This is a genomic window from Fluctibacter corallii (assembly GCF_025751585.1).
Taxonomy (GTDB): Bacteria; Pseudomonadota; Gammaproteobacteria; order Enterobacterales; family Alteromonadaceae; genus Fluctibacter_A; species Fluctibacter_A corallii.
This window is the reverse complement of record NZ_JAOWKX010000006.1, coordinates 70,329-84,179: the sequence shown is the minus strand read 5'-3', so window position 1 is coordinate 84,179 and position 13,851 is coordinate 70,329. Positions and strand designations below refer to the sequence as shown.

Here is a 13,851-nt window from a genome sequence, read left to right as displayed (position 1 = left end):
CTGGCGGAAAAGACGCCAGGAGGTAGTGAGAGGTATTGAGGTATTAGGCCATCAATCCCGACAGTCGACCCGAGCTTACGCTCACTCTAACGTAAATTTGCAGGCTTAAGCCCAGCAAAAGTGCCAGTCAGAAAACTGACTAACACTAAAAGTTTAGCACATAGTGTGCCAACAAAATTTAAATGCTGAAATTTATTAAGCACTTATGCCTGATAACAATAAAAACATAGGCTGTTGTGCATGTTAGGAGAGAACAATGAGCTTATATGTAAACACGAATGTGTCTTCGCTAAATGCGAGACGGCAGTTATTTACCTCGAGTAATCAACTGAATACTGCATTCGAGCGACTGTCTTCAGGATTTAGAATTAATAGTGCGAAAGACGATGCGGCAGGGCTGCAAATTTCAGACAGAATGACCTCCCAAATTATGGGCTTGGATCAGGCCGTTAGAAATGCCAATGACGGGATCTCTTTGTCTCAAACTGCTGAAGGTGCGTTACAAGAAATAACCACCGCATTACAGAGAATTCGGGTGCTGGCGGTGCAGTCTCAAAACGGGATTAACTCGTCGACTGACCGATTAGCGCTGCAAAAAGAAGTGTCGGCATTGAAGTTAGAAATTAGCCGTATCGCGACCACTACGCAGTTTGCTGGCGTGAATGTGCTCAATGGAACATATTCCGCGGTATTTTTGGTGGGCGCTAATGCCGGGCAATTTATTAGTGTCAACATTTCTCGGCCTGGTGGCTTTGGCGCATCGGGGTTGTTCAACGGACAAAATACGTCGGTAGCAACTGCGCCCCAAGCATCTGCGGCAATGTCATTAGTAGACGCGGCAATATCCATAATAGATGCTAAACGGGCTGACTTGGGTGCTATTCAGAATCGCTTTCAGTCAACGATTCGGAACTTGAGTAATATTTCGCAGAATGTGTCTGCGGCAAGATCGCGAATTCGTGATACAGATTTTGCCACCGAAACGGCAGAATTAACCCGCTGGCAGATCATTCAGCAAGCCAGTACAACGGTATTGTCGCAGGCAAACCAACGTCCCCAAGCAGCGCTAAGTTTGCTAGGTGGCTAATTAACATAATGATTTCGAGAGGGTAGGAATTGAGAGGCCAACCCTAAGGTGTCAAAGGTATGACACTGGCAAATCCAAGGAGGGAAAACGCCGACTAACAGGACTGAGAGTGTAGAAGTATGGTTGAGAGGCCAGTGTTCATTCTCTAACCCTGCCAGCCGGACGGAAACTGAATTTGCTCTATCTCCTAACGTGAGCAAGTTGGTCGGGTCATTTGGCCCGGCCTTTTTTATTTTTACAATCAAGTCGTCAATTTATTGTCTTTTTTATCATACCTGATTATATCTGCCAATACCTAAGCAGTTTGTGTGCCATACTTTTGGTACATCACCCTTTTCATCTTAAATTTACGCTAAATACTACGAAAATCGCTGTCCGTAGACATATATCCTTCCTTTGCGTTGCTGCATTTAGCAGATTCACTCATATAAAAATTGAAAAATAAAAGTGTTAAAAATCAATTGGATATAAATATTTTAATCTTTTTTCTAAAAAAAATGAAAAAAAAACTAAAGATGCTTCAAGTCATGTCGATAACGATAGCTGAGGGGAGTTTTAAACTTTTTTGAGGTTTTTGAAGTGAGGTTGAGGTACCTGACTTCAAAAAATTGAGGCAGCGAGTAGAGCGGGGGCTCGAAAGCTGAATTGAGGCGAACTGTTCGGTGGTGTGAGAAGCCCAGGCCAGTTCTCAGGAGGTATATTATGACTTTGTATGTGAACACGAATGTGTCATCTATCAATGCTCAACGTCAATTGTTTGATGTAGGGCAAAGACTGAACACGTCATTTGAGAGATTGTCGTCGGGCTTTCGTATCAACCGTGCCGCGGATGATGCGGCAGGTCTTCAGGTTTCTGATCGTCTAACCAGTCAGATTCAGGGCTTGAACCAAGCTGTACGTAATGCAAACGATGCGATTTCTTTGACGCAAACGGCTGAAGGGGCGTTGGCAGAGGTAACCACGTCACTTCAACGTATTCGTCAATTGGCGGTACAGTCACAAAACGGTATCAACTCGTCGTCTGACCGTGCAGCACTTCAGAAAGAAGTATCCGCACTGAAGTTAGAAATCTCGCGTATCAGTTCTACCACCCAATTCGCGGGTGTTGATCTGCTAACGGGTAGTTATTCTGCGGCCTTCCTAGTGGGTGCGAATGGTGGACAGACGATTTCAGTCAACCTTTCTAGAAGCGGTGGCTTTGGTACATCAGGGTTGAGCCTTGGTTCGAACTCTGTTGCCACTACAGCACAAGCCTCGGCAACATTGACTGCAGTCGATGCGGCAATTTCTACTATTGGTTCTGTTCGAGCCGATTTGGGTGCACTTCAAAACCGTTTCCAGTCTACTATTCGTAACTTAAGTAGTATTTCTGAAAACATTTCTGGTGCACGTGCACGTATTCGTGATACCGATTTTGCGGCAGAAACTGCAGAATTGACGCGTAACCAGATCATTCAGCAGGCATCATTGTCGGTGTTAAGTCAGGCAAACCAGCGCCCACAGTCGGCACTGTCGTTGCTAGGCTAACAATATCCGAACAGATCGCCGCTGGGTTTAAAGTGAGAGGGATACTATACTTAGGTAAGTGTCCCCTCATTCTTCTGAGTGGAGGTGAAAGGTGGAAGTAAATATTTCACAAGCTGGTCAGAATTTTGCTTTAAGGTCTACGTCTCAGCAGGAGCCGCGCTCCGATATTGCTGCTGAGTCAGAAAAAGAGCAGAAAGTAGCGCAAGCTGAATCTGAGAAAAAGAGTAAAGTTGAGGCAGATTTTGCCGATACTAAAGAGAATGTTGAAGTTAATGCTGGCTCGATAGAAAAAGCCGTTGCAGAGATCAGTGAGTTTGTTCAATCAAACAACCGTAGCCTGCAATTTTCTGTAGATGAGGCCAGCAAGCGACAGGTTGTCAAGGTCACGGATTCTGAATCAGGTGAAGTGATCAGGCAAATACCTTCAGAAGAGGTACTGGCGCTGTCGAAACGGATTAAAGAACTGCAAACAGATGTAGGGACAGCCGTAGGAGTGCTATTCAACAAGCAAGTTTAATGTAATGTGAGAGGTTCGTCATGACAATCCAGTCATTAGGTGTTGGTTCTGGGTTAGCGTTAGATGATTTAGTTAATCAGTTAATTGAAGCTGAGCGTAAGCCCAAGCAAGATAGGCTCGATAACAAAGAGAAATCACTTGATGCGACTATATCGGGTATTGGCAAACTAAAGTCTAAGATGAGTGACTTTTTAAAGTCGGTTGATGACTTGCGAAGTGACTTCAACCTGAAAGGCCGAGAACCTAAAGTTACGAACCCAAGCGAATCTGTCACACCTTTCACTGCGGAAGCCTCTAATAGTGCCTTAGAAGGTGACTATAAGGTTGCGGTTACGCAATTAGCAAGTGGTAGCCGTATTGAGACAGCTGACGCCGCATCAGGTGGATATGCAAACTCCAACTCTAGTGTATTGAGCGCAGGCTCGGGTAGCCTAACATTCAAAATAGGCTCTACGGGTGACAGCTTCTCTGTCAATGTTACAGCAGGTATGTCCCTTACTGATTTACGTAATGAAATCAACAAGGCCAGCGGTAATTTTGGTGTTAATGCGAACATTATCGACACAGGTACGGCTACCGGTGGTGCAAAGCTCGTGTTTTCATCGTCAGTGACTGGGGCAGGTAATGACTTACAAATTGTCAATGATAATGACATTGCAGAACTGCAAAAGGTTGCCACGACAGATTCAACCGAGACGGCTACATATCTGACTCCCATTAAAAGTGCGCAAAATGCACAGGCTACCATCGATGGGATTCTCGTCGAAAGCCAGACAAATAAGTTTAACAATACCATCCAAAACGTTTCTTTCGAAGCGACGGAATTGTCTCCCAAAGATGCGACGAATAATTTTCAAGCATCAACGTTGTCTATTGGTTATGACAAAGAGGGCGTTGAAAAGAAAATTCGAGACTTCGTCGAAAACTTCAATGCGCTGAATAAGGAAATTAAAACACTGACAAAGTACGGTGAATCTGAGCTTGAGGAAGACGGGGCTTTGGCTGGTGACTTTATGGTAAGAAGTATCCAGACTGGGCTTGCGAATATTGTCAGCTCAAGCGTGGAGTCCTCTGCGTTAGGGGGATTATTTCAGATAGGTATCCAATTTAATGATGATGGCGACTTGGAGATTGGTACGACGTCGGAATTTGGTTTAAAAAGCGGTGAAGATCGCCTAAAAGACGCACTAGATAACAACTTTGACGAAATTGCTAATCTTTTCTCGAATACAGACGATGGTGTTGCTAGAAATCTTTACGACTATGTAAAAGAGTACACTACCTTTAGCGGGTTATTGTCGTCGCGTGAACGTTCAGTAAAAGATGAGAAAGATCAATTGTCTACTGAACGTGAGCAATTTGAATTGCGTATGTTAAGCTACGAACAAATTTTACGTGGCAAATACTTAAACCTCGACCAAACAGTCGCGAGACTGAATCAAACTGGTAATGCCCTGATGGCTGCGCTAGGTGGGTTATAAGGAGACTGTACAGTGGCTTTGAAAGGCATTAATGCATATAAAAAAGGTAGCTTGAAGCAAGATATCGCTAACGCTGATCCGCATAAGATAACACTTATGTTAATGCAAGGTGCTCTTGATCGCATGGCATACGCGAAAGGTTGTATGGAACGTAAAGATTTCGAGGGAAAATCTGAGCATTTATCTCGTGTCTCTGCCATTCTAATTAACCTTCGCGACACGCTTGACTTTTCAGTGGAGAGTGAAGTTACTGACAATTTGTTTGCGTTGTACGATTACATGATTCAGCGCATTACTGACGCTAACATTCAGAATAACTTGAAGATTATGGATGAAGTGATTACTCTTTTACTACCTATTAAAAATGCGTGGGCGCAAATCCCTGAAGATGCAAAACAACAGGCATATGAAGCGCAGCGTCAAAAACGACAAGCCGTGTGAAAATAAATCTACATTTAGATCATGACTCAACTCCTGATTCCCTTCGCATCGTAAATCAGGAGATCTATGAAGCTTTAGAACTAGAAGAAGTCGATGAGGCTTCAGTACTAAGTATTATTGAGAAAAGACATCATTTGATTGAATCAATTCTGGCTTCCTTGCCGGAGGCGGAGAAGCGAGAATTTGCTAAATCTGAAATGCAAGCGAACAAAGTATTAACTGAACATGTTAAGTCCTTATTATCTGAGTCATTGTCAAGTATAGCCTCTCTCAAGCGCGGTCAAAAAGCAGTAAAAAAATATAGATAAAATATGCTTAAGAATATTCGATATCACCTCGCAGAAGATGCCGAACAAGTTAGGTTAGAAGAAGAGTTTGCAAAATTTATAAGTGAAAAGCAAAAAGTAAATATTAACTCTTTTTTAAGAAATATTCCCTCTTTAGTCAGCACCATCCAAAATAGAAAAACACAAAATATCGCGCCATTTGTTAATAAATGGGGGGAAGCTAACATTGTTGATTTTAGTACAGGGCGGGCATTGTATGGCCTAAAACCGAAGCTTGAAATTAGTAGTCAGGTGGATGCTTTTTTCAATATGTGCTTAAAAGTGGATATAAATGACACTGCTGAAAAAACGCGCTCAAGTGACTGCGTAGATGTCCCCGATTCTCTTAAAGATATCGTAACTCATTTTGATAAAGTTAAAAGTGATGAAATAGAGTTACTGATCGTGATGGGATTAGGAGTAGGTCACCACATTGAGTTCTTACTAGATAAGATTCGAGTACGAAATTTAGTGATCTATGAGCCTGAAGAGCAATATTTTTTATGTTCTTCAATGATTGCTAATTGGGATACGATTTTTAAAAAAGTGAGACAGCAAGGCTGTTCAGTTTTTTTTCAAATTGGGAAAGATAGTCGAGACATTATAGACAATGTAAAAGAGCTTAAAGATAACATTAATTTTGATTCATTCTTTATCTATAAACATTATAACCATCCCGTTTTTGATTCTGTATATAAAGACCTAAGTAGAAGAGCTTGGGGGCAAATCGAGCGTGGTGGAATTTCTTTTTCAACGACCGAAATTTCAGCTGACTTTTGTGAGGTATGGTCTAATAATATTGAACTTGCAAGTTTTAATGATGTGGAGTCGAGTCGGTCTACGTACGATAAAAACATACGTGCCTTTGAAAAATACTTTCCTAATATTGCTGACGAATTTGCAAATTATGAACCAAAATACTGGCTTCCACTTGAAGATAAAAATGGATGTGTGAATCTTCTAAATTATAATAAACTCACATTTTTGTATGGTGATAACCCTAAAACAGAATGTGAATTAGAATTAAACGAGTTCAAAAAAAATCCAAACATTGATGGTCTTGTAATCGATTATCATGGGAATAAGCTTAAAGACTACTTACATTATAGATTTGTAAAAAAGACGCAAAAAGTCATATCCAAGCTTAAAGAAGAAAAAGCGGATTTACCCGAAGACATTAAATCGTTAATTTTCTTTGGAATAGGCTCTGGATATGGGTTAGAGAGTATCCTGCAATCTCATAATATTAAAAATGTTTTTATCTGTGAACCTAATAGAGATTTTTTCTATGCATCACTATTTTCTATTGAGTGGTATTCTATTTTAGAAAATATTGATAAGAGCGAGCATAGAATTTATATCAATATCGGTGATGATGGTACGAGCTTATTTCGAGATTTATTGAATCAGTTCTATTCAATTGGTCCGTATATACTCGCCGAAACGTATTTTATCAGCGGCTATTACAATGCTTTGCTTAACGAGACAATGGCGCAATTAAGAGAACAACTTCAGGTTGTGATTGCGATGGGGGAGTACTTTGATCATGCCAGGTATGGGATTTCACAAACCCGGATAGGGATTAAACGACAATTTCGTCATTTAATTCGTAACCCTAGCGCTTGCCTTTCCATTGAAAATAAGGAAGTGCCTGTTATTTTAGTAGGAAACGGTCCATCTTTAGACTCTAAAATATTGACTCTTAAATCTTTGGTGGATAAAGCGATAATTGTCAGTTGCGGCACGTCACTTCAGGTCTTACATAAAAATGGCATTACACCGGATTTTCATGCTGAGATTGAACAAAATCGGGCGACTTTTGATTGGTGTTCTAGAATCGGTAGTCATGATTATCTGCAAAAAATAGATCTTATTACATGTAATGGTGTTCACCCTGATACAGCAGCTCTGTTTAAAGAAAAGCTTATTGCATTTAAAGAGGGAGAGTCATCTACAACGTCTATCCTTAGTGTCGCTGGAGAAGAGCGTTTTTCCGTATTGAAATTTGCATTCCCTACTGTAACGAATTTCAGTTTAAATCTTTTTAAAACGCTCGGTTTTGTTGATATATATTTAATTGGTGTTGATCTTGGATTTGAGCATCCTGACAATCATCACTCGAAACAGAGCGGATATTACAGTGATGACGGAAAACCGCTATATGATTTTAAAGCATCTACTAATACGTCGATTGCAATTAAAGGAAACTTCGTTCCTTACGTATTTACGAAGCATGAGTTCAGAGTTGCAAAGCACATAATTGAGCAAACATTAGAATCTTATTCTGGGAGTTGTTACAACGCGGGAGAGGGGGCGTATATTGCGGGTGCAATCCCGTTACGAATAGACGACTTTCTGATTACATCATCGCCTGAATTGAAGAAAAAGACTGTCGAAAGAATATTGGATGACTGTTATCAACTCATCGACTTCACCCGTTTTGATGAGGAGTTCAATGCTAAGTATTCTGCTGCCACCTTAGATAAAGAAATTTCAGCAATGATTACTCTGACTGAATCTGAAATTTCTAATTTGTCTGAAGTTGAAGAGTATATCGAACGAGTGAAGTCTATGATGTTTGCATCTTACCAAAATGGTGCTTCACTTCTTTTCTATTATCTTTACGGTACGATTAACTTTGTCAATGTGGCATTTACTAAGTTACTGAGAACGGCATTGAGTGACAAGGAAAAGCTGGAACACATTAATCAGCAACGTTTGCGTTGGTTGACGACTTTCAAAGATATAAAAGAAGCTGTTTTAAATTTTAATTTAGATACTGATTTTTGCTCTTCTCTATCCAGTCATCGAATTGAAAAGAAGTTACACGCTCTTTTGAAGAAAAAGCATGTAATTGTGCTTTCTGAAGAAGCTAAGATGATTGCTAATTTTAAGCGATTGTCTAATTATTACGACTTTAAATTAGAAGTAACCGCAATTAATTCTTTGCAAGTAGGTACGGAGTGTGATCTGCTAATAGTTGATATTAATGACTCCGCTAATGTGACTAATGAAATATTGAATGTAAAGAGTAAGGTAGATTTTGTAAAAGGGATTGTTTGTGGAGAGAGTGAATACTCATTAGCACGTTGCTTGAAAATGATAGATTTAGATCCTCGCTTGTCTGTAATGCAAGGCTTTCAAGGAAAGGATTGGTTATTTGAATTGAATCCTGATATTGAAATATTGAATGGGGATAAAATGCGTGCATATTGCATGCTGATGTATGTTTTGTCTGCCGATAAATACAAACTCTTTTATCCTAAAGTCGAAGTTTTTGAAGGTGCGACTAGTAAGAGAAATACGATAGAAAATGAGTCTTTATCTAACCAATTTAATACTACCTGGTTGGAGTTTTCTAGTTACTATGCTTTACCAAGAGATGACGCAACCTTGTTAGATTCTCTGGAAAATCGTGCTAGACAAAACACCAGAGCTCCGCAACCGGATGAGCTGATACTTAATTATATACCTGAAGAGCTTGTCGTTGCTTCGATAGAACGAAATTTTTCAGATTGTGAAAAAAGAGTTGAGTCTTGGAAAGCGGAAGCTGATAGGAAAATAGAGTAATGTTTAATAATAAAGCAATTTTAATTACCGGTGGCACTGGCTCTTTTGGGAAGCGCTATATCACGCATATTCTTCAACATGCTAAGCCTAAACGACTCATTGTTTATTCGCGTGATGAGCTTAAACAATTCGAGATGCAGCAAACTTATAATGATCCTTGCATGCGTTATTTTCTGGGTGATGTGCGAGATAAAGATCGCTTAAAAGCCGCCATGAGAGATGTGGATTATGTTGTCCACGCCGCAGCACTTAAACAAGTGCCGGCTGCTGAGTACAATCCAAATGAATGTATCAAAACTAACATTCACGGTGCGCAAAATGTTATTGATGCTGCAATTGAAGCGAAAGTTAGCCGCGTAATTGCGTTGTCTACAGACAAAGCGGCCAATCCGGTTAATTTATATGGTGCTACCAAGCTAGCCTCAGACAAGTTGTTTGTTGCCGCCAATAATATATCTGGGGCAAAAGGCCCGCGATTTGCTGTTGTTCGTTATGGTAACGTGGTCGGTTCAAGGGGATCCGTTGTACCATTCTATCGTTCACTGTTGGCCCAAGGTAAAACAACCTTGCCTGTTACACATGAAGAAATGACGCGATTCTGGATAACGCTAGACCAAGGCGTAGAGTTCGTAATGAATAGCTTCCAGCGAATGCAAGGTGGCGAAATTTTTGTTCCGAAGATCCCGTCTATTCGAATACTTGACTTGGTTGAAGCCATGAGTGGTCAAAAACACTATGACATTATCGGTATTCGTCCGGGTGAAAAATTACATGAAGTCATGGTGCCAGAGGAGATGGCTCATCATTCAGTAGAATTTGACGACCACTACGTAATTACGCCAGCGATTAAGTTTTTCGACAAAAATGTCGATTATAAAAAGAATAAGCTAGGGGAGCGTGGGAAAGAGGTGGCAGATAAGTTTGAGTATCATTCTGGTACCAATCCTCACTTTCTTACCGTCGATGAACTGCGAGCACTAGATAAAGAAACCTTATGAGCTATGTAAAGAGACACTTACCTTATGGTAAGCACTCTGTCGAGTCAGATGATATTTCATCTGTTATTGATGTACTGGAAAACCAGTTCTTAACTCAAGGTTCTGTTACGCCTAAATTTGAACGTGCGCTTTGTGAGTACACAGGTGCTGGCTTTGCCGTTGCAGTCAACAGCGGAACATCGGGTTTGCATATTGCATGTTTGGCTGCGGGTATTAAGTCTGGTAGCTTGGTTTGGACGGTGCCTAATTCATTTGTTGCTAGCGCCAACTGTGCACTTTACTGTGGTGCCGACGTCGACTTTGTAGATATCGATCCTAGTACCAGAAATATTTCCATTGAGGCATTATCACGTAAGTTACAACTCGCATCAGAAAATGATGCGTTACCTGATGCCCTTGTGGTGGTTCATTTCTCTGGCATGAGCAGCCCAATGCGGGAAATTCGAGCCTTAACTCAACCATACGGTATTACCGTGATTGAGGATGCAGCCCATGCATTGGGTGGAACCTATGATGGTAAGCCTATTGGGTGTGGGATATTTAGTGATTTTGTTGTCACGAGTTTTCATCCTGTTAAGTCAATAACAACGGCCGAGGGCGGCGCGGTTCTGACCAATGATAAAACGCGTTATGAACAGCTACGACTATTTTCGAGTCACGGCATTACAAAAGACAGAAGCAAAATGCTGTCTACAGACCCTGAACCGTGGTTATATGAACAGCATCTGCTTGGCTTAAATTATCGTTTGAGTGACGTGCATGCCGCACTTGGATTGTCACAGCTAACAAAGCTGGATAAGTTTGTGGAAAAACGTCGCCAGATCGCGGCCGAGTATTTCGCTCAATTAGCGCACCTGCCGTTGATTTTGCCTGTTAGAGAAGCATTGGATGAAAGTGCGTGGCATATATTTGTCGTTGAAGTAGAGAATGGTAAGCGTCGCTCTGTATTTCAACACTTAGTTGATAAAGGTGTGGGGGGGAATGTTCATTATATTCCGATCCACCTACAACCTTTTTATCAACGTTTGGGCTTCAGAGCCGGCAGTTACCCACATTCTGAGAAATATTATGAAAATGCGATAACTATTCCTTTATTTCCTGACATGACTGCCGATGACATTACCTACGTAGTTACTATGCTCGAAGAGGCATTATCTTGAGTCAGCTTAAAAATCTCGCCATTATCCCCGCGAGAGGTGGCAGTAAACGTATTCCTGCTAAAAACATCAAAGAGTTTGCAGGTAAGCCATTAATTGCTTATTCCATTGAAGCCGCTAAACAATCTGGTCTGTTTGAAAAAATCATTGTTTCAACAGACAGCGAGGCAGTAAAGGAGGTTGCATTGCATTACGGTGCAGATGTTCCTTTCTTGAGGCCCGAAAATTTGTCGGATGATTACACCGGCACGCGACCTGTTACTGTTCACGCTATCGAGTTTTGCCAGTCGCGGTTCTTTACACCCGATTTTGCTTGTTGCATTTATGCTACTGCGCCGTTTTTGCAACCCGATTTCTTAAAGCAGGGGTTGGACGCGTTGACAACAAAGCAAGATAAATCCTTTGCTTTTTCTGTAACCAGCTATCCTTTTCCTATACAGCGCGCGTTAAAAATGACTGATAAGCAAGGGACTGAGGCCATGTTTCCTGCATCTATCGGCAAACGCTCGCAGGATTTGGAAGAGGCTTACCATGATGCTGGCCAGTTTTATTGGGGGCGAACCGAAGATTATCTTTCAAGTAAAACGATATTTAGTGATCACAGTATTCCAATCGTTTTGCCTCGCCATTTAGTACAGGATATCGACACGCCTGAAGATTGGTATCGCGCAGAATTAATGTATCAGGCTTATGTCAGAGGAGTTAAACATGACTGACATGCGTCAAAGTGACAAAATTTTAATCATCCGCATGCAGGATTTTGCTGATGTGTTGAGTATTGGGGTTCCTGCCATTCGTCATATTAAACAATCCCATGAAGAATCAGACGTACACTTTCTGACCTTTGGTCATGCGGCCGACATGGTTGCGTTAGCAGAGCCTAACATTCAAGTACACAAGTTAGAAACGCACCAATGGCCTCCACATTTGCTACAGGCGATGGAATCGTTTCTGGGATTGGCAGAGCAAATTATTGGTGAGGGGTTTACCAAGATTATTAATCTTGATACCTCATTTATGCCGTGCTTTTTAGCCAAATTTCTAAAAGATGCAGGTCAACGTGTTGAGGGCAACTTTATCACACTGTCTGTGCAAGAGTTGATAGAGCAATTTCAAGCGCAAACGTTAAAGCCTGAGTACGTCACCGATCCTACGATGTATATGCAGAGCACATGGTTCGGCATGACGCGATGGTACACCGAGTGGTGGCATGGCGAGTACTTGCCAGAAAATGGTTATCCAGAATTTTATCTTCGCAAATGCTGTGATTTTGAAGATATTCAATTTGATATGTCGGTTGAGGTGAAGCCTGATGAAAGTGTTAAAAGCGGCAATGAGAAACCCGTGATTGCACTTGCTACCGATTCGCTGCAAGAGGGTGTGCATTACCCTTATGGTATGCAGCTGAAAATTGCATTGAAAGAAGCAGGGTTTTCAGTTTGGGAAGTGCCGAATCAAATTGAAGATGCGACAGCTGTGCTGGCCAAATTGAGCGCATCAAGTTTGCTTGTGTGCGTGCCTGGTTCAGCCCATTGGCTTGCCGCGAGTGTTGGGTGTCCAGTCCTCTCTATTACGGGAGCGATTGACCCGCGTACACTCATGCCAGATTATGCTACAGAAGAGTCTGATGAATTAGTTACGTCAGAATCATTGGTTGAGAGTGTTCTGTCGATTTTCGATGAGCCGGTTCACGATGACTGATATTTTCATTGGCGATCGAAAAATTGGTGGGGAACAACCACCTTTCATTATCGCGGAGCTGAGCGGTAATCATAATCAAGATTTTGACCTTGCAATAAAAATGGTAGATGAAGCAGCAGCATGCGGTGCTCATGCAATTAAATTGCAAACTTATACTGCTGATTCTATGACGCTTAATGTGAAAAATGAAATTTTCACCATCAATGAAGCCGACAGTCTTTGGTATGGTGAGTCTTTGCATGCGTTGTACCAAAAAGCTGCTACGCCCTATGAGTGGCATGAGCCTCTGTTTGAACGTGCAAAATCTCATGGATTATTGGCATTTAGCTCACCGTTTGATGAAGACGCCGTGGCTTTTTTAGATGAGTTACAGGTTCCTTGCTTCAAGATAGCGTCATTTGAATTGACTGATATTCCACTTATTAGGGCCGCCGCGAAAACGGGTAAGCCATTGATTATGTCTACAGGAATGGCGTCACTTACTGACATTGAGGAAGCAGTGAATGCAGCCAAAGCGTGTGGGAATGACAGTATTATTTTACTAAAATGCACGAGTACTTACCCTGCCAAAGCCAGCAATACGAACCTAAACACGATTCCCACATTGCGAAACGCGTTTGGTTGTGAAGTTGGGTTGTCTGATCATACGCAAGGTATTGGTGCTTCGGTAGCGTCAGTAGCGCTTGGAGCATCGGTGATTGAAAAACATTTTGTTTTAGATCGTCAGGCTGGAGGCGTTGATGCCGCATTCTCTCTTGAACCCGAAGAACTGCGCGCGTTGGTAAAAGAAACCAATACCGCTTGGCACGCGTTGGGCGAAGTTAAATTTGGTGGCTCAGTGGACGAAGAAAAGGCCAAACAATATCGGCGCTCTATATTTGTCAGCCAGACAGTTCGCCAAGGCGAAATGTTGAGTAAAGACAATATTCGTATTGTTCGTCCGGCATTTGGTTTAGCACCAAAGCATTGGGATACCGTTCTGGGCAAGCGGGCTAAATGTGATTTGCCGGCAGGTAAGGCCTTAAGTTGGGAAGACTTCGAGTAAT

The 13,851-nt window shown here is 41.7% G+C and carries 12 protein-coding genes; all 12 read left to right on the top strand.

All coding sequences use genetic code 11. From position 1 onward, the window contains the following. Window positions 1-256: 256 nt before the first annotated feature. The 12 genes from OE749_RS12265 (at window position 257) to pseI (ending at window position 13,850) form a co-directional block, all read left to right on the top strand. Window positions 257-1,087: a flagellin N-terminal helical domain-containing protein gene (locus tag OE749_RS12265; RefSeq protein ID WP_263712763.1), complete on the top strand. Its 831-nt coding sequence runs from the start codon at window positions 257-259 to the stop codon at window positions 1,085-1,087. A 702-nt stretch (window positions 1,088-1,789) separates the two neighbouring features. After that, window positions 1,790-2,614 (top strand): flagellin N-terminal helical domain-containing protein, encoded by an 825-nt coding sequence (locus OE749_RS12260; RefSeq protein ID WP_263712762.1) that lies wholly within the window; start codon window positions 1,790-1,792, stop codon window positions 2,612-2,614. A gap of 91 nt (window positions 2,615-2,705) precedes the next feature. Next, entirely contained in the window at window positions 2,706-3,131 is a 426-nt protein-coding gene (locus OE749_RS12255) for a flagellar protein FlaG (protein ID WP_263712761.1), read from the top strand. Between the two features lie 20 nt (window positions 3,132-3,151). After that, a complete protein-coding gene (gene fliD / locus OE749_RS12250) occupies window positions 3,152-4,612 on the top strand; it encodes a flagellar filament capping protein FliD (RefSeq protein ID WP_263712760.1) in 1,461 nt (486 codons plus the stop codon). A gap of 12 nt (window positions 4,613-4,624) precedes the next feature. Then, on the top strand, window positions 4,625-5,053 hold the full coding sequence (gene fliS, locus OE749_RS12245; RefSeq protein ID WP_263712759.1) for a flagellar export chaperone FliS: 429 nt from the start codon (window positions 4,625-4,627) through the stop codon (window positions 5,051-5,053). Further along, on the top strand, window positions 5,050-5,361 hold the full coding sequence (locus tag OE749_RS12240; RefSeq protein ID WP_263712758.1) for a hypothetical protein: 312 nt from the start codon (window positions 5,050-5,052) through the stop codon (window positions 5,359-5,361). Before fliS ends, OE749_RS12240 begins: the two co-directional genes overlap by 4 nt. Window positions 5,362-5,364: 3 nt before the next feature. Continuing rightward, the gene (locus OE749_RS12235) at window positions 5,365-8,949 is read left to right on the top strand and encodes a 6-hydroxymethylpterin diphosphokinase MptE-like protein (protein ID WP_263712757.1); all 3,585 of its coding nucleotides are present in this window, start codon (window positions 5,365-5,367) and stop codon (window positions 8,947-8,949) included. Then, the gene (pseB, locus tag OE749_RS12230; protein WP_263712756.1) at window positions 8,949-9,947 is read left to right on the top strand and encodes a UDP-N-acetylglucosamine 4,6-dehydratase (inverting); all 999 of its coding nucleotides are present in this window, start codon (window positions 8,949-8,951) and stop codon (window positions 9,945-9,947) included. Before OE749_RS12235 ends, pseB begins: the two co-directional genes overlap by 1 nt. Further along, window positions 9,944-11,107 carry a UDP-4-amino-4,6-dideoxy-N-acetyl-beta-L-altrosamine transaminase gene (pseC, locus tag OE749_RS12225; RefSeq protein ID WP_263712755.1) on the top strand — a complete coding sequence of 388 codons (1,164 nt, stop codon included), beginning with the start codon at window positions 9,944-9,946 and terminating at the stop codon, window positions 11,105-11,107. The genes pseB and pseC overlap by 4 nt, the downstream gene beginning before the upstream one ends. Continuing rightward, complete coding sequence (gene pseF, locus OE749_RS12220; protein ID WP_263712754.1) at window positions 11,104-11,820, top strand: pseudaminic acid cytidylyltransferase; 717 nt, start codon at window positions 11,104-11,106, stop codon at window positions 11,818-11,820. The genes pseC and pseF overlap by 4 nt, the downstream gene beginning before the upstream one ends. Further along, window positions 11,813-12,805 (top strand): hypothetical protein, encoded by a 993-nt coding sequence (locus tag OE749_RS12215; protein WP_263712753.1) that lies wholly within the window; start codon window positions 11,813-11,815, stop codon window positions 12,803-12,805. The genes pseF and OE749_RS12215 overlap by 8 nt, the downstream gene beginning before the upstream one ends. Further along, window positions 12,798-13,850, top strand: coding sequence for a pseudaminic acid synthase (pseI, locus tag OE749_RS12210; RefSeq protein ID WP_263712752.1), 1,053 nt, complete (start codon window positions 12,798-12,800; stop codon window positions 13,848-13,850). The genes OE749_RS12215 and pseI overlap by 8 nt, the downstream gene beginning before the upstream one ends. The last annotated feature ends 1 nt before the right edge of the window (window position 13,851 follow it).